Origin of the sequence: Pseudoxanthomonas sp. X-1, from assembly GCF_020042665.1 — a bacterium.
Classification (GTDB): domain Bacteria; phylum Pseudomonadota; class Gammaproteobacteria; order Xanthomonadales; family Xanthomonadaceae; genus Pseudoxanthomonas_A; species Pseudoxanthomonas_A spadix_A.
Genome location: NZ_CP083376.1, coordinates 2,691,246 through 2,712,299, shown reverse-complemented (window position 1 = coordinate 2,712,299; position 21,054 = coordinate 2,691,246). Strand labels below are relative to the sequence as shown.

19 protein-coding genes are annotated in these 21,054 nt (G+C 65.7%); 5 read left to right on the top strand and 14 right to left on the bottom strand.

All coding sequences use genetic code 11. From position 1 onward, the window contains the following. Positions 1-50: 50 nt before the first annotated feature. Together nhaA and LAJ50_RS12080 are read left to right on the top strand one after the other, a co-directional pair. Entirely contained in the window at positions 51-1,916 is a 1,866-nt protein-coding gene (gene nhaA / locus LAJ50_RS12085; RefSeq protein ID WP_011871462.1) for a Na+/H+ antiporter NhaA, read from the top strand. 25 nt (positions 1,917-1,941) lie between these two features. After that, positions 1,942-4,593: an excinuclease ABC subunit UvrA gene (locus LAJ50_RS12080; RefSeq protein ID WP_020924950.1), complete on the top strand. Its 2,652-nt coding sequence runs from the start codon at positions 1,942-1,944 to the stop codon at positions 4,591-4,593. 80 nt (positions 4,594-4,673) lie between these two features. Here LAJ50_RS12080 and mobH read toward each other — a convergent pair whose 3' ends face one another. Continuing rightward, positions 4,674-6,518 (bottom strand): MobH family relaxase, encoded by a 1,845-nt coding sequence (mobH, locus tag LAJ50_RS12075; protein ID WP_009876620.1) that lies wholly within the window; start codon positions 6,516-6,518, stop codon positions 4,674-4,676. A gap of 305 nt (positions 6,519-6,823) precedes the next feature. Between mobH and LAJ50_RS12070 the strand changes: the two genes are divergently transcribed. Genes LAJ50_RS12070 through LAJ50_RS12060 form a run of 3 tightly spaced genes read left to right on the top strand, consistent with a single transcriptional unit; the run spans position 6,824 to position 8,004 of the window. Continuing rightward, positions 6,824-7,141: a type II toxin-antitoxin system PrlF family antitoxin gene (locus LAJ50_RS12070; protein ID WP_009876619.1), complete on the top strand. Its 318-nt coding sequence runs from the start codon at positions 6,824-6,826 to the stop codon at positions 7,139-7,141. Further along, a complete protein-coding gene (locus LAJ50_RS12065) occupies positions 7,141-7,599 on the top strand; it encodes a type II toxin-antitoxin system YhaV family toxin (protein WP_009876618.1) in 459 nt (152 codons plus the stop codon). Before LAJ50_RS12070 ends, LAJ50_RS12065 begins: the two co-directional genes overlap by 1 nt. 27 nt (positions 7,600-7,626) lie before the next feature. Next, positions 7,627-8,004: a DUF3742 family protein gene (locus LAJ50_RS12060; protein WP_011871459.1), complete on the top strand. Its 378-nt coding sequence runs from the start codon at positions 7,627-7,629 to the stop codon at positions 8,002-8,004. 13 nt (positions 8,005-8,017) lie between these two features. On the opposite strand, the gene LAJ50_RS12055 is transcribed toward LAJ50_RS12060, so the two are convergent. The 13 genes from LAJ50_RS12055 to LAJ50_RS11995 form a co-directional block, all read right to left on the bottom strand. Continuing rightward, positions 8,018-9,535, bottom strand: a complete 1,518-nt coding sequence (locus LAJ50_RS12055) for a conjugal transfer protein TraG N-terminal domain-containing protein (RefSeq protein ID WP_009876616.1) — start codon at positions 9,533-9,535, stop codon at positions 8,018-8,020. 15 nt (positions 9,536-9,550) lie between these two features. Further along, complete coding sequence (locus LAJ50_RS12050; protein ID WP_009876615.1) at positions 9,551-9,910, bottom strand: hypothetical protein; 360 nt, start codon at positions 9,908-9,910, stop codon at positions 9,551-9,553. After that, positions 9,907-11,244: an integrating conjugative element protein gene (locus LAJ50_RS12045; RefSeq protein ID WP_009876614.1), complete on the bottom strand. Its 1,338-nt coding sequence runs from the start codon at positions 11,242-11,244 to the stop codon at positions 9,907-9,909. Before LAJ50_RS12045 ends, LAJ50_RS12050 begins: the two co-directional genes overlap by 4 nt. Positions 11,245-11,313: 69 nt before the next feature. Continuing rightward, positions 11,314-12,261 carry a TIGR03756 family integrating conjugative element protein gene (locus LAJ50_RS12040; RefSeq protein WP_009876613.1) on the bottom strand — a complete coding sequence of 316 codons (948 nt, stop codon included), beginning with the start codon at positions 12,259-12,261 and terminating at the stop codon, positions 11,314-11,316. Next, complete coding sequence (locus LAJ50_RS12035; protein ID WP_011871456.1) at positions 12,258-12,704, bottom strand: TIGR03757 family integrating conjugative element protein; 447 nt, start codon at positions 12,702-12,704, stop codon at positions 12,258-12,260. The genes LAJ50_RS12040 and LAJ50_RS12035 overlap by 4 nt, the downstream gene beginning before the upstream one ends. A 158-nt stretch (positions 12,705-12,862) precedes the next feature. After that, positions 12,863-13,357 (bottom strand): JAB domain-containing protein, encoded by a 495-nt coding sequence (locus tag LAJ50_RS12030; RefSeq protein ID WP_009876611.1) that lies wholly within the window; start codon positions 13,355-13,357, stop codon positions 12,863-12,865. Positions 13,358-13,541: 184 nt separating this feature from the next. Further along, on the bottom strand, positions 13,542-14,306 hold the full coding sequence (locus tag LAJ50_RS12025; protein ID WP_011871455.1) for a DsbA family protein: 765 nt from the start codon (positions 14,304-14,306) through the stop codon (positions 13,542-13,544). A 13-nt stretch (positions 14,307-14,319) separates the two neighbouring features. Next, positions 14,320-17,202 (bottom strand): conjugative transfer ATPase, encoded by a 2,883-nt coding sequence (locus LAJ50_RS12020; RefSeq protein ID WP_009876609.1) that lies wholly within the window; start codon positions 17,200-17,202, stop codon positions 14,320-14,322. Beyond that, positions 17,202-17,642: a TIGR03751 family conjugal transfer lipoprotein gene (locus tag LAJ50_RS12015; RefSeq protein ID WP_003158644.1), complete on the bottom strand. Its 441-nt coding sequence runs from the start codon at positions 17,640-17,642 to the stop codon at positions 17,202-17,204. Before LAJ50_RS12015 ends, LAJ50_RS12020 begins: the two co-directional genes overlap by 1 nt. Further along, positions 17,623-19,053: a TIGR03752 family integrating conjugative element protein gene (locus LAJ50_RS12010; RefSeq protein ID WP_011871453.1), complete on the bottom strand. Its 1,431-nt coding sequence runs from the start codon at positions 19,051-19,053 to the stop codon at positions 17,623-17,625. The genes LAJ50_RS12015 and LAJ50_RS12010 overlap by 20 nt, the downstream gene beginning before the upstream one ends. Further along, the gene (locus LAJ50_RS12005) at positions 19,043-19,960 is read right to left on the bottom strand and encodes a TIGR03749 family integrating conjugative element protein (protein WP_009876606.1); all 918 of its coding nucleotides are present in this window, start codon (positions 19,958-19,960) and stop codon (positions 19,043-19,045) included. Before LAJ50_RS12005 ends, LAJ50_RS12010 begins: the two co-directional genes overlap by 11 nt. Next, positions 19,957-20,646, bottom strand: coding sequence for a PFL_4703 family integrating conjugative element protein (locus LAJ50_RS12000; RefSeq protein WP_009876605.1), 690 nt, complete (start codon positions 20,644-20,646; stop codon positions 19,957-19,959). Before LAJ50_RS12000 ends, LAJ50_RS12005 begins: the two co-directional genes overlap by 4 nt. Continuing rightward, positions 20,643-21,053, bottom strand: coding sequence for a TIGR03750 family conjugal transfer protein (locus tag LAJ50_RS11995; protein ID WP_003158639.1), 411 nt, complete (start codon positions 21,051-21,053; stop codon positions 20,643-20,645). Before LAJ50_RS11995 ends, LAJ50_RS12000 begins: the two co-directional genes overlap by 4 nt. Position 21,054 lies beyond the last annotated feature (1 nt).

The window sequence follows — 21,054 nt, the reverse complement described above, 5'->3', positions numbered from 1 at the left end:
TCGCCTCCGAAACCTGCCCATCGTGATCTCACAAACTACAGGATAAGCACATGCCAGCCTCTTCTTTTGGTGAGTCCTCGGCGCATATCAGACGGAGACGCGTTGCCCACTATCTACGCACGGAGTCTGGCGCTGCGGTGCTGCTGGTGATCGTCACGGTTGTGGCGCTCGTGTGGGCGAACTCGCCGCTATCTAACGCCTATTTCGAGTTGTGGCACCTAGACGTCGGGTTCAACTTCGGGCCACTGCGCCTACACATGGATCTGCATCACTGGGTCAACGACGGCCTGATGGTCGTCTTCTTCTTCCTGATCGGACTGGAGGTGCGTCAGGAGTTCGCCCACGGATCGCTCCGTGACCGCAGCCGTGCCCGCCTCGCCCTGATCGCGGGGGTCACGGGAGTCGTGCTTCCCGCGCTGGTGTATGTCCTGATCGTGAAACTAGCCGGAAGTGAGGGCCTGCACGGGTGGGGTGCGGTGGTCGGCACCGATACGGCGTTCATGCTGGGCACCTTGGCGATCGTCGGCCCGCGGCTATCGGGTCAGTTGCGCGTGTTCCTGCTCACCCTGACCGTGGTCGATGACTTCCTCGCAGTGTCCATCATCGGCATCGTCTATAGCGAGGAGATCCGGATCGTCCCGTTGCTTATCGCCCTCGCCAGCCTCGTTGGATTGTGGTTGTTGGGGCGCACCCGCCAGTGGCGGGCGACGCCGTATGTGTTGATCGTGATCGTGCTGTGGTTCGCAACCGTGTATTCCGGCATCCATGCCTCCCTCGCCGGGATGGCCGCGGGGCTGCTGATCCCCGCCTATGCGACGCAACGTCACGGGGTCGTTGCGGCAAGACAGTTGTTCCGTGACTTCTGGCAGTCGCCGAGTGCCGCATCGGCCCGCGCGGTGGACTGCGGGCTGTCCCGGGGTATCTCGGTGAACGAGCGATTGCACGAGTTCCTGCGGCTGCCGACGGCGCTGCTGATCGTGCCGATCTTCGCCTTGGCGAACGCCGGGGTGGACGTGCGTGGCGGGCTGCTCGCCGAGGCCTTTGGCTCGCCAGTCACGTGGGGCGTCATCGCAGGGCTCGTGCTCGGCAAGCTCTTGGGCATCGGGCTCACCACGCTCGTCGCCGTCCGTCTCGGCCTGGGCCGGCTGCCCGAGGGCGTCGGGGTGGGGAGCGTGTTCGGTGGGGCGGCGCTGTCCGGGATCGGCTTCACCGTGTCGCTGCTGATCATCGGGCTCGCGTTCGGCACGACCTCCGACCTGGGCCGCCAGGCGACGGTCGGCGTGCTCGTGTCGATGGTGTTCGCCACGTTGCTCGGGTGGCTGATCTTCAAGGTCGCCGCCCAGCGGTGGGGTGAGAAGACCGCTGACCTGCCGATGGTGCTTGAGCCGCCGGTCGATCCGGAGATCGATCACATCCGCGGGCCGGAGGACGCCCAGCTCACACTCGTCGAGTACGTGGACTTCGAGTGCGCGTACTGTGCGCACGCCACCGGTTCGTGGGACGATCTTCGCGCCCACTTCGGTGACGACCTGCGGTATGTGGTGCGCCATCTGCCGCACCACCCGCACGGGCCGATTGCCGCGCGGGCGTCCGAGGCAGCGGCGAACCAGGGGATGTTCTGGCCGTGGCTGGACTTCGTGTTCACCCGTCAGCATGCGCTGGAGCGCGAGCATCTGATCGGCTACGCCGCCGAGCTTGGGCTCGACGTCGAACGGTTCATCGCGGATCTCGACAGCCCTGCGGTGATCGAGCGTGTCGAGCGCGACCTCGCCAGTGCGGTCGCCAGCGGTGCGCACGCCACGCCGACGTTCTTCGTCGAGGGTCGTCGTCTGCGCGGCAGCTACGACGCCCGCACTGTCACCGCAGTGCTCGAAGCCAGCCGCCGCGGCACCCGAACTCAGGAAGTCCCGTCCTGAGCGGGACGAACTACAGGATAAAAACTTGCCAAACAATTCTTTCGGTGAATCCTCTTGTACCGCTGCGGCCAGCGGCATGGTGGAAGTGCGCGGTGCGCGCGAGAACAACCTCAAGGAGGTGGACGTCTCCATCCCGCGTAACGCGCTGGTGGTGTTCTCGGGTGTCTCCGGCTCCGGCAAGTCCTCGCTGGCCTTCGGCACCATCTATGCCGAGGCCCAGCGACGCTACTTCGAGTCGGTGGCCCCCTATGCGCGGCGACTGATCGAGCAGGCCGGCGTGCCGGACGTCGATGCGATCGACGGCCTGCCGCCGGCGGTGGCGCTGCAGCAGCAGCGGGGCTCCAGCAACGCGCGTTCCTCCGTGGGCAGTGTGACCACCTTGTCCAGCCTGGTGCGGATGATGTATTCGCGCGCCGGCGCCTATCCGGCCAACCAGCCGATGCTGTACGCCGAGGATTTTTCGCCCAACACGCCGCAGGGAGCGTGCCCGACCTGCTACGGCCTGGGCCATGTGTACGAGGTGACCGAGGCCATCATGGTGCCCGATCCCTCCCTGAGCATCCGCGAGCGGGCGATCGCCTCCTGGCCCCCCGCCTGGCAAGGCCAGAACCTGCGCGACATCCTGGTCAGCATGGGCTACGACGTTGACCGACCGTGGAAGGACCTGCCGAAGAAGGATCGCGACTGGATTCTGTTCACCGAGGAAACACCGACGGTGCCGGTGTACGCCGGCTTCACGCCCGCCGAAACCCGCGCCGCGCTCAAGCGCAAGATGGAGCCGAGCTACATGGGCACCTTCACCGGCGCCAGGCGCTACGTGCTGCACACCTTTGCCAACACCCAGAGCGCGTTGATGAGAAAGCGCGTGTCCCGGTTCATGGAGGGCAAACCGTGCCCCACCTGCCACGGCAAGCGGCTCAAGCCCGAGGCGCTGTCGGTCACCTTCGCCGGCGTGGACATCGGCGCGTTCATGCAGATGCCGCTGGACCAGTTGGCGGCCTTGCTCGAACCCATCGCCCAGGGCGATTTCCGCGCCCATGCAGCGGGGGCGGCTACGGACAAGGAAGCGACCCGACGCGACCGTGCCGAACGCGCGGCCTCCGGCCGCGCCGTCCATGCGGTATCGCCCGACGTGCGCCGCACCTCGGCGCTATCGGAAGAAAAGCGCCTCGCCGCGCAGCGCCTGGCCGGTGGCGTGATGGCACGCCTGCGCCAACTGCGTGGGCTGGGCCTGGGCTACCTGACGCTGGACCGGGCCACGCCGACGCTTTCGGCCGGCGAGTTGCAGCGCCTGCGGCTGGCCACGCAATTGAGTTCCCTGCTGTTCGGTGTCGTGTACGTGCTCGACGAGCCCTCCGCGGGCCTGCACCCCTCCGATAGCCAGGCCCTGTACGACGCGCTCGACCGGCTGCGCGACGCCGGCAACTCGGTGTTCGTGGTGGAGCACGACTTGGACCTGATGCGCCGCGCGCAATGGCTGGTGGATGTCGGGCCGGATGCTGGGGAGCGTGGCGGCCGCGTGCTCTACAGCGGCGAGCCGGATGGCCTGCGCAAGATTGCCGAATCGCGTACTGCACGCTACCTGTTCGATGAGATCCCCGCGCCGGGAAGCCGGGCACGCGAAGCGACCGGCTGGCTGGAGCTGCAGGACATTCACCGCCACAACCTGCATGGCGTGAATGCGCGCATTCCGCTGGGCGTGCTGACGGCCGTCACCGGCATCTCCGGCTCGGGCAAGTCCAGCCTCGTCGCGCAGGCCCTGCCGGAGCTGGTGCTGCTGCACCTGGGCCACGAGCCGGAAGACGATGTAGCCGAAAGCGCCACCAGCGAAGGGCCGGCAGTGATCGAAGCGACCGGCGGCCATCTGGCGGGCGACGTGGACGCCGTACAGCGTCTGGTGCAGGTGGACCAGAAACCGATCGGGCGCACGCCGCGGTCGAACCTGGCCACCTACACGGGCCTGTTCGACCATGTGCGCAAGCTGTTCGCTGCCACGCCCGATGCTCGACGCCGCCGCTATGATGCCGGACGGTTCTCGTTCAACGTCGCCAAGGGGCGCTGCGAGACTTGCGAGGGCGAGGGTTTCGTTAGCGTGGAACTGCTGTTCATGCCCAGCGTGTACGCGCCGTGCCCGACCTGCCATGGCGCGCGCTACAACGAGGCCACGCTGAAGGTGCAGTGGAACGGGCGCAACATCGCCGAGGTGCTGCAGATGACCGTGGACGAGGCCAGCGAATTCTTCGCGGGTGAAGACGCGGTGGCAAGGCCCCTGCAACTGCTGCGCGACATCGGACTGGGCTATCTGCGCCTGGGACAACCAGCCACTGAGCTTTCCGGTGGCGAGGCGCAGCGCATCAAGCTGGCGACCGAGCTTCAGCGCAGCCAGCGCGGCCGAAGCCTGTACGTGCTCGACGAGCCGACTACCGGGCTGCATGCGTCGGACGCCGACCGGCTGCTGGTGCAGTTGCAGCGCCTGGTCGATGCCGGCAATACCGTAGTGATGATCGAACACGATATGCGCGCGGTGGCCCAGGCCGATTGGGTGATCGACGTGGGGCCTGGTGCAGGCGCTGCCGGCGGCAGCATCGTGGTGGCGGGCTCCCCTCAGCAGGTGGCCCGAACGTCTGGCAGCAGAACCGCTCCGTTCCTTGCACAGGAGTTGGCGCGGGCCGAGTAGCTCAGTTCGCCAAATGTTGCCAATTTTCGCGGGGCATTGATCGTCGCCACACGACGGTGGCGATCAATGCCCGAATCGCGTCATCCTTCCTGAGTCAGAGCAAGATAGGGATTGTTGGGCGGTATTTCGGCGAGTGCCAAGGACCCATCTTCGAGGAGGTAGCCATGCAGTCGGCGGGACTTCCTCGGGCCCGTGACTTCACAGGTCCAAATGTTCAGGCCATTGGGCTGCTTTCGATGTAGCTGCAGCTTCTCGAAGCGCTTCTGCACCCACTGCCAATCCTGTTGATTCTCCTGCTTGGCGAGTGCGGCCACTTCGGGATGCTCCTGCGCATAGCGTTGGAACACACCCGGGCTGACCAGGTAGGCCGTCTCATTCACCGTATGCACGAGTGCCTTCGCGTCGTTGATGATGAGCCGTCGTGAGGCGATTCCCTGCTTCAGCCAAACCATGAACTGTTCCCCGGATGGCTTCGTTGCCGATGACCCAGGCGTAGGCGCGGGTGCAGGTGCAGGCGATGGAATGGACGTCGCGGCTGTTGCTGGCGCGGGGGTGTGGAGGAACTCCTCGGCATCCTGGCCAACGCCGGCCGACTCACCCAAGCCCACCATCGCGAGCAAATCCTCCATGACGTCGGGCACGGGCTGGGCTGCGGGCGGTGAAACGATGGTGGTGCTGTCGCCCTCCCAAATCGGAGGCTCTTGACCTCCCTGCGCTGGGTTCACCGAGACGGTAGGCGCGGGAGCCGACATGCAGGCGTCGTTTTCCGCGGGCGTCGCGTCGATCTCTACCGTGCCCGCGAAAGGTGCTGGTCGCTCGCCAGACTCCCAGATCAGCGCGGGAGCGAGACGCAACAGGGTGAACGAATGGGACCAGCCGGTCGTGCTGGTCACGGTCGCGCGCCAGACCGCTTTGCCGTCCGAGGTGGGCTGGAGCATGCCGTGGTCTTGCAGCACGTTGAACACGGCGGTGTTGTTCGCAGGAATGCCATCGATCCCCTGAGACAGGAGGTGTGCGCGCAGTTTGTCCGAAACCGTCTTGCTCACCAGCCACAAACCATCCTCGGTGAGCCAGCCATCGGAGGCTTCCGGCTGGTTCAGCTTCAACTCTTCCTTGAGCAGATAACGCAGCCCGTCGAGCAGCTTGCGTTGCAGTGCGTGCTTGGGTGCTGCCATGACGCGGGCCGGATCACCACCCAGCTCCTGAGCCACAGAAGCGCGATCAGCCTGCACGACAAGCTCGCCCAGGACCCCGGCATGCTCGTACTGTCCGGCCAAGACGTAGAGCAGCGGGGCCCATAGCGCCGGGTAGCCACTGAGCCAGTCCAAGACGTGCCGATCGAGCAGTTGGCGGTAGAGCAGACCTGTTGCAGCACTATGCAAGCGGTATTCACGATCCTCACGATAGCGGAAGCGGTACGGCTGGAGCAGCGGCCCGTGCCAGGGATGCCAGGTGTTGCCGTCGGCGAGTTCGACGTGCAGATCGACAGCGATCTTGCCGATGTCGTGCAGTAGTGCCGCGTAGGCGACGGCGGCGGTCCAGGCCTCGGACTGCGCCGCCTGGTCCTCGGGGCTGGCACCGATGGGCAGCAGATGGGACTGGCGCAGCTTCAGGCTGTAGGCGACGATTTCCAGGCCGTGGTCGAGCATGCCGCCCGGGTAAGCGTGATGGTGGCTTTCGGAAGCGGGAAATTGCTGGACCAGCTCGGCATATCGTTCCAGCGGCGTGCGGTACAGGGTGACGAACTGCTTGCGCGAGAGGGAGGTGCGCTGCCAGATGTATTCCAGCAGCTTCTGCCGGCGCGGCGTGGCCAGCAGCGATGCGGCCGACTCGGGCCGCAGCAGCCCTTTCGGGAGATCGAGGGCGGGCGCTGGCGACGGAGCGGCAGCGACCGGAGGTCGTTTCCGCTGGAACAGAAAGAGCATGCGGGTGTCCTGGTGGTGGGCCGAGCGGGGGGCCTTTTCGCCTTTTCGAGGTAGGGCCTTTCCCCTTGCACCCCATTCCCTTGCCCTTTCGGCCCTTTAGCCTTTAACCATTTGGGTATAGGGCGTGGGGCATTGACCGTCCACGGCCAATGCGAGGTTCGGCGGGCCGGATTGATGCGTGAAGGCTTGGTGTTCCCGCCCTACGATGGGCCGATTCTTGGACTCGGGAGGACGCCATGAGACCCCATATTGACATGGTAAGGAATATTCCTTACCATCAGGGCATCGCTATTAGGAGAACGGCCATGCCTGCCATTCATGAAGTTGCCACGCTGACCTCCAAAGGCCAGATCACGCTGCCCAAGCCCATCCGGCAGGCGCTCGGTGTCGATGCCGGCGGCAAGGTTGCGTTCGACCTGCGTGACGGAGAAGTCGTCGTGACCCGTGCCGACGCCGAGCACGAGGACCCCGCCATCGGTGCGTTCCTGAGTCTGCTGGCCCGCGACATCGAGGCGGGCCGGAACGTCCATGGTCTGCCCGAGGATCTAACTCGCGCCATGCTGGAGCAAGCGGGTCACGGCGTGAAGCTGGACGAGGAAATCGACGGCGAAGTGGAACTCTGATGCAACGGCATGGCTGGGCATTGCTGTTCCACGACTGTGTGATCGAGCAGTTGCAGAAGCTGCACGCAGCCGCACGGCGCGCGCAGGAGAACGACCCGGAGGGCTTCGAGTCCAACGCCAACGTCAAGCTCTTCCGGGCCTTGAACCAGTTGATATTAGATGTGGTGCCCGGTGATCCGGCACGCGACGAGTACCGCCAGGGCAACACCCTGGGGCTGGCCCACCGGCACTGGCGAAGGGCCAAGATCGGAAGGCGGTTCCGGTTGTTCTTCCGGTACGACTCGAAGGCCAAGGTCATCGTGTACGCCTGGGTCAATGATGAGCAGACCTTGCGGTCTTCGGGGAGCAAGTCAGATCCCTATGCCGTGTTCGAGAAAATGCTCGGACGTGGAAATCCACCAGACGATTGGAACGTATTGGTGCAGGCAAGCAAGCAGGATTGGAGCAAACTGGAATAGGCATTCCTCATGTAGCAGGAGACGACCATGAACACGACAACCCGCATCAGCACCGCAGAACGCCTCGGCCGCAGCGTTGGCCGTGGATGGCGCGCCTATGCGCGCGGCGAGCGAAGGTTGTCGTGTTGGCTCGCCTCCAAGGGGATGCCGCTTGCCGGGGCCACCGTGCTCGTATGGGTAGTGAAGCTGGTCGCGCTGGGATTGCTGTTCTACGCCGCGTTCTGGCTGGCGTTGGTGCTTCTGGTTGGGGTTGCCGCAGCATGGACGGCCAGCAATTCGACGGTCAATGATGATCGCTGGACGCAACCGGACGAACTGCGAAACGGCGAGGCAGGCTTTGGCCTGTATTCGTCCAGCGGTCAGCGGATCGACCCGCACGACCCGAACGATCCGTTCAACGACTGAAATGGGCGACCGATCAAAGCACCTTGCCGGTAACCTTGTTTACGCCTGATCCCGCGCTGTCGCGTGCTTCCTTGGAACCGACAGCCAGGTTCTGAGCGATTACCCCGGCTTTTACTCCGACCCACCCAAGCGCTGCCACCCAGAAAGTCGGCAGGACCAAGAACATCGTGCCGGTGACGAACATCAAAAGCATGTCGCCGAAGGCATTGTTCAGCCCCACCAGCGGGTCGAAGTTGGTATGCGGCCGGTTCCAGCCAAAGCCCCACCCGTAGAGCGCATCGAGGATGGTGCTGTCGATCCAGCGTGCGAGCTGAAACCAGAAGTCCGTGAAGAACAGCGCGAACTGGACGGTGCTGACGGTGACGACCATCTTCAGGTCATAGGTGCCCACGACCAGCACTAGCGGAATGCAGATCACGAGCGCCATCTTGAGCAGCGCGAGCACCATGGGCAGTGCTTGGCGCACTACGTCCATTGCCGGGAAGGCGGCGAGAGCCCCAACCGCCAAGCCAACATCGCTGGTGGCACGGTTGACGACATTGGGCAATGTCTTGTCGATCTGACCGCCGTAGTCCGTATAGACGCTGCCTTGGTTCAATTTCTGCTGCCGCGGTGACGCGATGGCGCGGATCACGGAGTCGTCCACCTCGGCCCGGCTCAGGAATCCAGCCCAGCCCGCCAGGCGATTCAGCAGGCTTGGGTCCACTTGCCCCAGCAGCCGCGCGCGCAGTCCGTTACTGCCGTCGGACCACCACTGCCTGCAGGTCGGGTAGCCGCCACCATTGGCAACCTGCGCAAGCCCAGCGTCGCGGGTGTCGTCATAGGGCCATGCCTCGCGCGCCGTGCTAGAGCGGTAGCTGTCGTAGTAACCGCCCGTGTCCGTGAAAAACCTCGAACCGATCCAGGTCACATCGTTCATCTGCGTTTCGTCCAGCTCCGGCCGCGCCATGAACAATTTGGCGCGAGCCGGTCCATAGCAATCGTGCGTGAAATCCGCCACTTCTTGGGCCAGCACCGGGTCGTCGATGCGTGTGGCATCGATCTCCATCCGCATCTGCCGCAGATCCGTGCCGCACGGGATCGCAGCCACCGAGGCGCTCGTGACGGCGCGCGAAAGCGCGTGCATGAAAGCCCACCAGACCGGAACCTTCGCCGACTGGTTGTTGATGGTGCTGAAGGACTGCGACCAGCCAGTTTGCGCGGGCTGCGGCACGCTGACCTGGCACTGCGCCGAGCGCGAGCTGTCGTACTGGATAGTGCTGAGGTCGACGTCGATGAACGGAATGCCGGCGAACATCACGACCACGATGGCCACAAATACTCGGTTCTCGATGCGCGCCGCCGAGAGCACGCCCTTGTTGCCTTCGTCGGCGCCCTCCGCTCTGGCCTTGAGCCATTCCTGGATGACGATCGCCACAAAGGGCAGCGCAAACACCCCGCTGGACACCAGCACGGCCCAGATGCCGTTGTTGACGATCCAGGACACGAGGGTGAGGTAGTACTCCAGGTAGTCGGTCGTGAAAAGCGTCATTGCCTCGATCTCCCCTCAAGCGGCCTGCATCAACAGGCTGGCTTCGAGCGCCACAATGGCAAGGACGCCGGCGACCTCTGCGCGGATCAGCCGACGTCGCGCCTGCGTGCTGTCTTCGCGGGCCAGCAGCCGACGGCGCATCCAGACCCATCCATAGGCCGTACCGCCGTACAGGCACAGTCGCCAGATGAAGAAATACCCTGCGGACGCCGCCAGCCACCGCTCCCAGGCCGCGACACTGCCGACCAGGTAGATGCCCGCGACGTTGGCCCCTACGGCGGCGGCCACGACCAGCACAAGCCATAGCAGGGTTTTCGCCGCGTGCCGGCTGAACAGCCAGCGTAGTGGACGCCAAGTCATGCGAGCCTCGCTCATGGCCGACCTCCCGGATTGCCCTTCTGGAGTTGGTCGAGACGGTCGGGCACCGGATCGCCCTCGTAGATGCCGCGCGAACCCGAAGCGCGCGTGCTATGGCGCTGAATGATGGCCATCGGCGAGTTGTTGGCCAGCTCGCGGCGCAGTTCCAGTTCCGTTTTGAGGTTCTGGATCTCGCGGTCGAGCGTATCGCTCTCCTTGTTCACGGCCTCCACCGCAAGCTCGTTGGCCGCGACGTTGGGCTCTTTCTTGCCCGTGAGCAGCGTGCGCTGTAGCAACAGCGCCTTCTCCAGCACGGAGGACAGCGCGACCTCGGACGCCAGGCGCTGCGACAGCAGGTGCTGGTCCGGCTCGTCACGCAGCGCCTCGATCACGCCGCGGGTGATGGGCAGCGATGCACTGCCAGCCTCGCGCAGGTTCTCGGGCGTCGTGTTCTTCGCCTTGGACACCAGATCCTGGAGCGCCTGCAGCTTGGCGTCGTATTCTTCTTGGATCAACGGCGTCAGCCCTACGCCGGGCGTCGTCTCGGTCTTGGTGCAGGCATCGCAAGTGCGCTGTTCCTTCTCGCCGAGTACGCGCGTGGCCCACTCGACGGCGGCCTGCGGCGAGGTCCAGGTCTGGCACGAGAGACTGCTGCAACTGGTCGGTGCGATGGACGATGTATCGGTCACGCCGCGGCCGTTGACCAGGTTGTAGCCGGCGCGGGTGACATCGCCGACGACCTTGATCGCGGGCTGGCCGGAGCCTCCCGCGTTGCTGCCCCCGACCCACGGCACACCGTCATTGCCGCGGCGCGTCTCGGCCTGCTCGACGGCCGAGACCGCATCCGTGCTCGACACCGCATCGCGCAGCGCCAAGCCTTCTGCCATCTGGCTCCAGCCGAGCTGCCCGCCCGCCGTCTCGGCCATCCTCTCCGCCATGGCACGGCACGTCAGCTTGGAGCGGTCGAAATCGAGCCGTGCCTGCAACACGCCATTGGTGAGCAGGTTGTAGAGGCCGGGATCGGCCCGCTGAATGATCAGTGCCGGCAACGACGCCACCGCGCTGGTGGCGCTTTGGATCACCGATGACATGATTTGCTGGAAGCCGTTGGTGACGCCGTTGAGCTGATTCTTCAACGTGGTCTGGATGCTCATGTCACCGCAGATCAAGTTGCTGTTCCAGCCCACGCCGACCCCGAGAGAGCGCATGCCAGCCGCACGTCCCATCGACACGGCGTTTCCGCCGCCGATCGAGTACATGACGTCATCGCCGATGACACTGCCGCCGGTCTGGTAGCCCAGTTGGCTCCAGGCCACACCGCTCGTCAGCGCGAGCGCACCGGCCACCGCCATGACGATCCTCGTGCGACGTACCCGGCGGGAGAACGGATTGAATGCAGGACGGAACTTCATGGCACCACCTCAGAGGAAATCGACGCTGCCGAGAAACACCTGGCCCCGGCGTTCGCAGCACGCATAGGGCCGCCACAGCGCCCAGGCGTAATCGCCTTGCCGGGCCTGTGTCAGGGCGCCGCTGCGCGGGAAGACCGAGCAGGACGAGGACAGGACTGGCGTGAGTTCCTGCCACTTGCCCGTCGAGGCATCGCTCTCCATGAGCGCGCCAGCCGGCCAGTAGCCATCGCGGGAGTTGGCGAGCAGCGGCTGATAAACGTGGATCTGTCCCCGGCGCGTGACGACATCGCCTGCGCGCTGGGCCACCACTGCACTGGCCTTGTGGTCGTCGGTCTGGTGCAGGAAACCCCCGCGGGGATACACGTTGCCCCAGAGGTTCATCGTGGTGCGTGCACCGACCTCACGCATGCCGGGAATTAGCGCCTCCGGGTAGGCCATCTCGGGCACGTTGTAGCGCCAGGCCAGCGTGTCCAGGGTGCCGAGCAAGTACGGCATGAACGCCGTGCCCGCACCCTCGCAGAAGTAGCCCGAGGACGACACGAACTGGTTGAACACCTCGACGCCCGGGTGCCCGATGACGTCCGCGTTCTTGAACTTGGCGAGGTTGTTTTCGTGGTCCTCGTTCGTCGTTCCGTCCCCGCCGGTTTGGGCGGATGGGTTGGGCGTGCTCATCGGCCGGACTTCGATCCAGGGGTTTTCGCCGGTGTTGCTGTAGCTGGAGACGATCGCATCGGGGATGTAGTGGCGGACCTTGATGGACGTGCGTACCGTACAGCCCGTCCAGGTGCAGTAGAGCCAGTAGCAGATCCCGACGACGCGGTATTCGAGGCAGTCTGGCGATGCCACCGAGCCGACGATGGTTGCGGTGTTGAGCGCGTAGCTGCCCGTGGCGCTGAGCAGCAGAACGGACGCCACGCCAGCACGCAGGCGGCGCATCAGGTCGAATGGGCGGGTCACGGCTGGGCCCTCCAGTGCTGCTCGATGCGAGCGACTGCGCGGGCCACATCCGGTTCGCCATAGACGACGTAGCGTTGATCCACCACGACGGCCGGGATGCTGGTGATGCCCAGGCTCCACGCGTCGGTGACGCCCTGGTAGGCGGAAGCGATGCGGCGTTGGAGATCGGTGCCGCCGCTGTTCAGTCGGCGCTTGACGATGGCGGTCGCCTGCTCGGGTTCGGCGGGCAGTTCCGCAGAAAGCTCCGCTTCGATCCGGTGCGCTTCGTCCAGCTCGATCAGCCGCTCGCCGCCCATGGTCTTGACCGGATGGCGGCTGTCGGTGATGACCAGCACATCGGCAGCGAATGTGGCCGGACTAAAGACACCCAAGGACACCGGCAGTGCAACGGCCAGGCCAAGGGCTCGCCAGCTTGGCGCGAACCTGGGAAAAGATGCTGGCATGACACGTGCCCCGGAAGTTGATCAGGGCCATAGTCAAACGCCGAATCCGGTGCAGCCCCCACAAACAATGCGCATCGCGGACACCCCGCATACCTGCTTGCTTCGGGGCAAGGAAGAAACGGAGGCCGAAGCCCCCGTTGTGATCAATGAACGATGCGCTACAGCAAGCTGTGCTCCGCGAAGGAGTACGGAATCCCCTGGCCAACGATGATGTGATCCAGTACCCGAACATCGATCAGCGCCAGCGCTGCCTGCAGTTGCTGGGTCAGCGCACGATCGGCGCTCGACGGCTCAGTGACACCCGAGGGGTGCTGGTGCGCGAAGACCACTGCGGCGGCTTTCAGCTCCAATACACGCTGCACGACGACACGGGGATAGACCGCAGTCGAATTGATCGTGCCCCTGAACATCGGCTCGTAGGCCAACACTTGGTGCATGCTGTCCAGGAAAACGATTGCGAATACCTCGTTGGGCTCAGCGACCAGTTTTAGACGCAGGTAGTCCCGCACGGCGGCCGGTCGGCTGAGGCACGGTCCGACTTTGAAGATCCGTCTCTCCAGCAGCGCGATAGCCTGCTGGATGATCCAGTCCTCACGCTGGGCTGCGACAGCGGAAAGCGACTCCACGCAGGAGTCATTGACGACGAGAGACATGGCGAACCTCCGGATGATGAGATCAGAGGGCGCACGCCCTGGGAGGGCAAGCCCTCCTGGGGATGAGAACAACGGAACAAGGTGCATCCACCACCACGCAGAGGTGATTGTTCGCGGCCAGGATGCGGAGCGAACGGGGAGCGGTCAGCGCAGAAGACTGCGCCGTAGCCTCAAGGACCGCGGGCTACCTGGGCATGTCGCCGACAACGTCGGCAGGCATTTCGGTGGCGGGTGTGGCGGGTGGTTCATCAGCGGACAGCATGTCCATGGCCGACAGCAAGGCATCGCCTTCGATCGGTCCCTGCAGCAGGATGGACTGACCCGTCTGGCGATCGAGCAGGCGCAGCGACGGCGTGGCCGTCACGCCGCTTTTCGTGGCTTCCGCGGCCTGGGCGCGGATGGCCGCGTCGACCCGCTCGCTTGCCATGCACTGCTCGACGGCCGGCGTCGATTCGGGGTAGCGCAGGCCATCGGGCAGTCCCAGGCCGTCGCTGCGCGTGTGGGCATAGACCCACTCGACGGCTCGCCAGAAGGCAGCATGCCCGCCGGCTTCGGCGACGCACTCGACCAGACGCGCCTCGGCCAACGCGGCCGGCTCGTGCGCAGCCAGCGGCTGGTGATGCCATTGCAGGGTCACGTCGGCGTTGCTGCCGACCCAGCGCTTGAGCTGCGGGAAGTACTCCCGGCAGAACGGACATTCCAGATCGGCATAGAGCGTCAGTGTGAAACGGCCCTCGGGGTTGCCCATTTTCCAGGGCGGCCCGGCCATCTGCGCCGTGCTAGCCGGCGTGGGCGACTGCGATGAGGATTCGCCGGGCGACCGGGACACGAGCCAGATCAGCAGCAGCGCGACCAGCGCAGCAGTCAAGGCCCAAGGCCAGCGGGGCCGCCTGTGGCGACGGCGGAACGCCTGGACTTGTATCGGAATGGAAGGACGCTTCTGCTCCATGGTGTTCTCCGGCTTACGACAGTTCCAAGGCCGGCGACTCGATGCCGCGTGCCTGGTCGATCTTCTCGGCGACCTTGAAAGCTGCTTCCAGCTCGGTGCAGCCGTATTGCTGCATGAGCTGGTAGCGCTCTGCCTTCTCTTCGGGTTCGGTTTGCGCGAGCGCGAGGTACAGGCTCGGCGGCACGGCGCGGAACAGCACTTCCATGCTCTTGGAGAGGATGACGCCCTCGGTGAATTTCCCCGCCTCTTTGCGCGCCGAAAGCATCAGCGCTTTCTGCGCGGGCGAGAGTTCGCGGAACCGGGCGATCTTCTCTACCTCGTCCGGCGGCATCGACAGGCAGATCCACCACTCGATCATGTTGAGCATGGGTTCCGCGGCGCGCGGCAGATCGTCGATATTCTGCGTCGCGAGCCAAAACCAGGCACCCAACTTGCGCCACATCTTCGTGATCTTCACGACGTAGGGCGCGAGCAGCGGGTTCTTGGTGATGATGTGCCCTTCATCGGTCACGTTGATGATCGGGCGGCCCAGGTACTGGTCGCGCTCGGCGATGTTGTTCACCGTGCTGATCAGGCTGATGTAGGCGATGGAAAGCTGCGCGTTGTAGCCTTCGCGGGCATAGGTCGCCAGATCGACCAGGGTGATGTCGGCCTCGGGCCACGGCGTGCCGTCGCGGTCGAACATTTCGCCATCGGTGCCTTGACAGAACATGTCCATGGCATCTGCCATCTCCAGCAGCCGCACGCGCCGCATCTCTGGCAGCGTTGGGTCCTGGCCGCGCTCGCGCAGCGCGTTGCGCACGTCGCGCGTGAGCACCGTGCGCTTCTCGGCCACGCAATGCTCGGCGGCGTCGAGGATGCACTGGCGGATGAGCGAGCGATCGGCCCGCGTCATCCGGGCCTCTTCTTTATCCTCGCCGCCGGTGATCATCAGCCGTGCGGTGATTTCCAACTCGCCGAGTACGTCGCGCTGCTCGTCCGCTTCCATGGCCGATGCATCGGGTGGCATGTCCTCGTCCAGCACATCGGCATCCAGCGTCTGCACGTCGCTCGGCGTTTCGATCAGCCGACGCGCGTCGGCGAACGGCGCCAGGCTGATGCCCGAGCCAGGGGCCAGCTTGACCCGGTTCACAGTCAGGCCCAGGCGCTTGGCGAAATCGCTGAACAAGCCGAAGCTGTTGCCGGCTTCCACGATGAAGAGGCGCGGCCGGTAGATGGCCGTGACCTGGTTCAAGAGGTTGTTGAGCGTTGCGCTTTTGCCGGAGCCGGTGGGGCCGAACAGGAACAGGTGCGCGTTCATCTGCCGATCCAGGCGGTTGAGCGGGTCAAAGGTGATCGGCCCGCCGCCTCGATTGAAGAACGTATTACCCGGATGGCCCGTGCCCTGGCTGCGGCCCCAGGCCGGTGAGAGGTTCGCCACGTGCTGGGCGAACATCAGTTGGGTGAACCAGTTCCGTCGATCCTGGCTCGGGTTGTAGCAGCACGGCAGCCAGCGCAGATAACTGTTCAAAGGCGCGACTTCATCGTCCTCGCGCACGGGCTGCAAACCGGCGTTAAGCATCACGTTCGCCAGATCAAGGCCGCGCCGGTCCAGTTCGGCTTCATCCCGGCCGCGCAAATAGAACGCCAGTGTTCCCCGGTACAGCTTGTGCGCGCTGCCGATCAGCGAGCGGGCCTCCTGCACATCCTTGAGCGTCTGTTCCGATGCCAGTGTTTCGCCGACTGCCTTCTTCGCCAGGTGGTTCAGGTGCGATTCGAGGATGTCCTGGGGGGTCGCCACCATGGTCAGACACATCGTCGTGTCCTCGGGCATCTGATCGAACAGCGTATTGATCGCATCGCCTTTGCGAGTTTCGCCAGTCAAATGCCCCGTGCCGGGCGGCATGCGCAGCCGGTCAGTGACCAGCACACGATGCGGCATGCCGTCGAAGTGCCAGGTGCCGTGCTCCGCGTCCGAACGTGGCTGGCTGAAGAAAAGCCGCTGGCTGAAATCCCGTCCGCTCGCCAGCTCGATCTCACCGTCTTCTGTCTCGTCGGGGTAGCGTGCCAGCGCATAGAAGCGTTCGCGGTCCTCGACCCCAGGGCCGAGCAGCGTGGGACGCGGGTTAAACCACCGCAGTAGCCAGTCATGGACGTCGGCCGCGACCATGCGCCGGGCCTGGATGCCGGCGTTCGCCAGCCCGCCACACAGGCGATCACAGACGATGTTCAGCATCTGCTCGGGCGTCTGGCCGCGGCGGCTCGCCTGCCCGGTGGCCCGGCGATAGACGACCATGCGCACGCGCCGCGTCTGGCCGCGCCAACGCAGCCGCGTGACCACCGTGTCCTCGAACAGCCCGCCCGGCTTCGCTACCGCGCGCAGGTGGTGTCCGAAGAAGCGAAGGTAGAACTCGGTGAAAGCCGTATTGCGGGCGCGCGGCTGCACGTAGTCGCGCAGGGTCTGCATGTACTGGTCGAAGCTGGGTTCGTCCTGGGCGTAGAGCTGGAGTACCCAGGGGTTCTCGTCCAGTTCATCGAACGAGTCCTGGAGCGCGTTCTCCAAGGCGTCGCGGGCATGCGCGAGCCAGCCGGGTTCCCGGCCCTCGGTGCCCAGCGGCACCAGCTCGTAGAATGCCGCGACCGATTGCCCGTCTTCCAGCAGCATGGACTTCGAATCGGGCAGGAACTCCACCCAGGGCAGGAATTCCGCGAACGACGGCGCGACGTCGTACAGCGCCTGCTCGTCGGCCACGGTCGCCGGCCTGCGGCCATGGACCGCCGTGCCGGGTTCTGGGATGCCGGCCTGGCGCAAGGCCTCGACGTGGCGTTGCCAGCCCTCCGGCCGCTCGTCATCGCCTGCGCCGGATGCGGCCAGCTTCGGCGCGGCCGACTTGTGCCAGGGGAGTTTCCAGCGCATCAGTAGTCCTCCACGCGCTCGCCCGGCATGGCGTACTGCACGCGCTGGTACAAGGGAAAAACCGTCGTATAGCCCGGCACGGGCACCGGGTCCGTGCCTGCCAGGTGCGGGTACACGTACATCACCAGGTCGGGATTCGGCAGGCGCTGGAACTGGCGATAGACCTCGTTGCGCGCTGTGCGCGTGTAGCGCATCTGCTCGGCGGGCGCGGCCTGTACATCCATCTCGGTCAGCGGCCGGCGCAGGCTCTGGCGCGCGTCGAGCAATTGCCTGCGTGCCACCTGGCCGGCGCCACCGCCGCCGTCACCGGCGTTCTGCTGCCAGATGTCCATCATCGTGCTGTCGCCGTGGGGCAGCAGCTTTTCCTTGCTGGTGGCGCAGCCGCCGAGCACCGCGACGGCAAGGGCCAGCGCCAGGCCCTTATTCAAGTTCGAGAGCATGGCTTTCTCCTGCACGGTGATCGACCTTGCGACCTTCGGGATCGAAATCGATGGCGAGCGGCTTTTCGAGGTGGACGGCGACCTTTGCGCCGGGTTGGACATAGACGGCGGCGAAGGCCTGGCCGTACAACTTGTTCACCCAATCGGCCATGTCGCGCACGCCACCGGCCAGGATGCGACCTACGGCCTCGTTGCTGGAAATGCCGACGCTGCCGATGGAACCGTCTGCGCCCACGTAGGACATCTGACCGCTGTCGCTGTCGATGAGCGAGGCCACGCCAGCACCCGCCGCGGTGATCAGCGCCTGCGAACCGAGGTACTGCTGGGCGTTGCTGCGCCGCTCTCCGCTGACGCAGGGAATGCCATAGGGATCGCTGATCCAGCCCAGGCCCCCACTTTGAGAGTTCTGCTGCTGGTTGTTCTGCTGGTTGCCGTCGCGGTCTTCGGGAATCGTCCGAATGGTCCCGTCATGGAACACAAAGGTGATGCTGCGCACCTGGCCGCGCACGCAAGAGAGCGTCCAGTCGCCCGAGGCCGTGCCGGAAAACACGGCGCCCGCCACGTCGGGAATGTCGATACCGTTTGCCGTGAGATTGTCGGGACCGACCAGGACTTTGAACGGATACGGATCGTTGACCGTACCGTCGATCGGCACGCGGCCGATCAGCGCCGTCATTGCCACCGATCCCATCAGCGTCGAGTTGGTCGGCACCGTATAGACCGGCTTGGCGCTCTTGACGCCTGCGGCGCGGGCGCCCGCGTTCGCCACGGTTTGTGCCGTGGTTTCCAGCGTGCTCTGCGCGGGGCCGAAGCTCGTCGGAAAGCTCATGCCGCCACCCGTGCCGCGACTGCCGTTACGCCCATCAGCGGGCTTCGCGTCGTCCGGCTCGACCCAGCGCACGCCGCCTTCCATGCCTGCCTCGTCGCCGTTACGCAGCCCCAGGCCCACGGGTAGATCGGCGTGGCCGCCGCCGCGCCCGCCGATGCCTTCCAGGCGCCGCTGCAGGTCGGCGAGCAGTCCCTCGGTCTGCTGGCGTTCGCTGGCTGCCTGCTGCTGGTCGCGGCGCAGGTTGGAGCGCTCGGTCTCCAGCGCCGAATTGATGCGCTGGTCGATCGAGTTCTCGCGTTGGCGCAGGCGCTGGTTCTCTTCGCGCTGGGACTTGTTGTCGGACAGCGCCGTCTGCAGTTCGGTGCGCAACTGCTTCACTTGCGCCACGAGCGTCGCCACGGTATCGCGGGGGGTATCGCCCTCGATGCCCAGCGCCTTCATCTCCTCCGGCGTGAGCTTGGCGCCGGCATCCGCAGCGGGCGGCGCCGACGAGCCTCCACCCGAAAACAGCCGGATGGCGACGAACAGCACCAGCAGGGCCACGGGGATCATTAACCACTTCAGGAGTCCGTTACTGCGCATGGCGGGCCTCCTTGTCGTCGGTGGCCTCGGCTTCGGGCTGCGGCAGATGCACGGCTGGGTCGAAGCGGTTGATCGCCGGCAGCAGCGATTGCGCGAGGCCGTGCCCCCGCGTCACCAAGTACAGGACGGTCGTGTCCTCTGGCGTCCCGCGCGGGCCGAGTGCTTCGTGCTGGAAGGTGGCGGTGAGGAAATCGCCCTGCAACACGCGCGGGTCCAGGGTGATCCAGCCGCCGCTGCTATTGGTGAGGCGCACGGCTGTGACCCACTGGTCTTCCAGACGCCACGAGGCGAGCGCAACTGCGCGCACCGGCAGCGTCGGCACCAGCGTGCCGAGGTCGAGATCGCGGCGCAGGTTCACCCGCATGACGCCCGGCAGCGGCTCCACGGTGCGCAGCGGTGCGTAGAGGTTCTGCGCGGCGAAGCGCGTCAGCACGACCGGAACCGGGGTTTCACGCCGCGCTGCCCGCGCGCCTGCCTGGTCCTGGGCGCGCGCCGGGGCGTCGTCTGCTCCGTCGGCTTGATCGCCATAGCGCGTCGGGGCGCTGTCGCCCTCGACGATGCGCACCGGCTCCAACTCGGCTTCGCCGTCCTTGGCCGGCTCGGCCGCGATATCGAGCAGAATCAGCGCGCCCGTGTCGGCATCCTGCAATTGCAGCCGTGTGGGCTCGATCGGCTCGCTCGCGCGCAGGTACACCGCGCCGCCCGCACTCTGCACCCGCAAGCGCTCGCCGACGCCCGCGGGCACGCCCACGCGGACGTTCCGGTTGATAAACACGACGCGCTCCTGCCCGACACGCAGGGGCACGGCCAGGGGCATGCGTTCCCAGCGAAGGATCTCCACGGCCTGGGCAAAAGGAGCCGAGGCGACGGCCAGCAGCCCCAGCAGTGCGAGTACAAGGTGCTTCATGGGGTTTCTCCTTGAGGCGCTTGCGGAGACAGGCCGCCAGGTGCCGGGCGCGACGGCTCCGGTGTGCTGATGCGCTGGGGCGCACCCTCGTAGCAGTCGAGCGCCAGGCCAAACGGATTGCGAGCGGGATCGATGTCCACCCGCGTGACTTTCACGGGGTAGCGCACCAAAGCCCGCTTGACTTGTTCCGCCCCGTAGTACTCGTCTGCGGTGATGTCCAGCGTCACCACCCAGTCGCGGTCGGACACCACGCGCACGCGCGCCGTGGGGTCGTCACCGTAGCCGCGACCGGGGATTTCGTAGATGCCGCGCACGCGCTGACGCAGCTCGCCCGTGGAGCGGCGATAGTCGTAGTCCGCCCGCAGGAAGGCCTGGCAGGATGGGGTGAGGTACGGCGAGAGCGTGTGGAGATTACGCGCATAGTCCTCTTCGCCATTCGTCGGCCAGCGGTTGAGGGTCTGAAACACGTAGAACGTGAACGCATAGACCGATTCGGGCGGCACTTCCCACCACTTGCGGGTACTGCCGGAGCGCAGATCAGGCGGGACGTGGATGGTCAGGTCGCGCGGAGCGCTCCACCAGCCGCCGCCCATGACCAGGGCGACGATGACCAGCGCGCCAGCACCCAGGCGAAGCGTCTTGATGTGCGCCTGCAGATGGGTGATCTCGTTCTTGAAGCGGCTCATCGTGCCCCCCTTGCAGCAGACCTTCGGGTGGTCCAGAAGCCGGAGCGTGAGATCAGCACATGGCCGCCCACCCAGCCCGCCACCAGCGGATAGCGCGTGGCGATGCGCCACTGGAGTTGCCGATACAGCCAGGTGTCGGGACGCCCACGCTTGAGGCGACGCAGGATGCCGCCCCCGATGAACACGCCGAAGGCCACGCCCAGCACGACGAACGTGGGCGCGAGCGCGATCGTGCGGAACACCCAGGACAGCGGCGCACCGACCAGCAGGCCGGCGGCGCCGGACAGGCCGCAGCAGATCCACAGCTCGTCGGCGGTGAGGCCGCGCACGACAACGGGATGGCGGTTGAGCCGGTGCGGAAGGAACGTGACCGTCCCGTCAGCACGGACGTGCTGCTGCTCGGACATA

Excerpts from the sequence above, each read along its gene's own strand:
- nhaA (WP_011871462.1), top strand. The coding sequence starts at position 51 with ATGCCAGCCTCTTCTTTTGGTGAGTCCTCGGCGCATATCAGACGGAGA.
- mobH (WP_009876620.1), bottom strand. The coding sequence starts at position 6,518 with ATGCTCTTTCTGTTCCAGCGGAAACGACCTCCGGTCGCTGCCGCTCCG.
- LAJ50_RS12070 (WP_009876619.1), top strand. The coding sequence starts at position 6,824 with ATGCCTGCCATTCATGAAGTTGCCACGCTGACCTCCAAAGGCCAGATC.
- LAJ50_RS12065 (WP_009876618.1), top strand. The coding sequence starts at position 7,141 with ATGCAACGGCATGGCTGGGCATTGCTGTTCCACGACTGTGTGATCGAG.
- LAJ50_RS12060 (WP_011871459.1), top strand. The coding sequence starts at position 7,627 with ATGAACACGACAACCCGCATCAGCACCGCAGAACGCCTCGGCCGCAGC.
- LAJ50_RS12055 (WP_009876616.1), bottom strand. The coding sequence starts at position 9,535 with ATGACGCTTTTCACGACCGACTACCTGGAGTACTACCTCACCCTCGTG.
- LAJ50_RS12050 (WP_009876615.1), bottom strand. The coding sequence starts at position 9,910 with ATGAGCGAGGCTCGCATGACTTGGCGTCCACTACGCTGGCTGTTCAGC.
- LAJ50_RS12045 (WP_009876614.1), bottom strand. The coding sequence starts at position 11,244 with ATGGCGGTGGCCGGTGCGCTCGCGCTGACGAGCGGTGTGGCCTGGAGC.
- LAJ50_RS12035 (WP_011871456.1), bottom strand. The coding sequence starts at position 12,704 with ATGCCAGCATCTTTTCCCAGGTTCGCGCCAAGCTGGCGAGCCCTTGGC.
- LAJ50_RS12030 (WP_009876611.1), bottom strand. The coding sequence starts at position 13,357 with ATGTCTCTCGTCGTCAATGACTCCTGCGTGGAGTCGCTTTCCGCTGTC.
- LAJ50_RS12025 (WP_011871455.1), bottom strand. The coding sequence starts at position 14,306 with ATGGAGCAGAAGCGTCCTTCCATTCCGATACAAGTCCAGGCGTTCCGC.
- LAJ50_RS12020 (WP_009876609.1), bottom strand. The coding sequence starts at position 17,202 with ATGCGCTGGAAACTCCCCTGGCACAAGTCGGCCGCGCCGAAGCTGGCC.
- LAJ50_RS12015 (WP_003158644.1), bottom strand. The coding sequence starts at position 17,642 with ATGCTCTCGAACTTGAATAAGGGCCTGGCGCTGGCCCTTGCCGTCGCG.
- LAJ50_RS12010 (WP_011871453.1), bottom strand. The coding sequence starts at position 19,053 with ATGCGCAGTAACGGACTCCTGAAGTGGTTAATGATCCCCGTGGCCCTG.
- LAJ50_RS12005 (WP_009876606.1), bottom strand. The coding sequence starts at position 19,960 with ATGAAGCACCTTGTACTCGCACTGCTGGGGCTGCTGGCCGTCGCCTCG.
- LAJ50_RS12000 (WP_009876605.1), bottom strand. The coding sequence starts at position 20,646 with ATGAGCCGCTTCAAGAACGAGATCACCCATCTGCAGGCGCACATCAAG.
- LAJ50_RS11995 (WP_003158639.1), bottom strand. The coding sequence starts at position 21,053 with ATGTCCGAGCAGCAGCACGTCCGTGCTGACGGGACGGTCACGTTCCTT.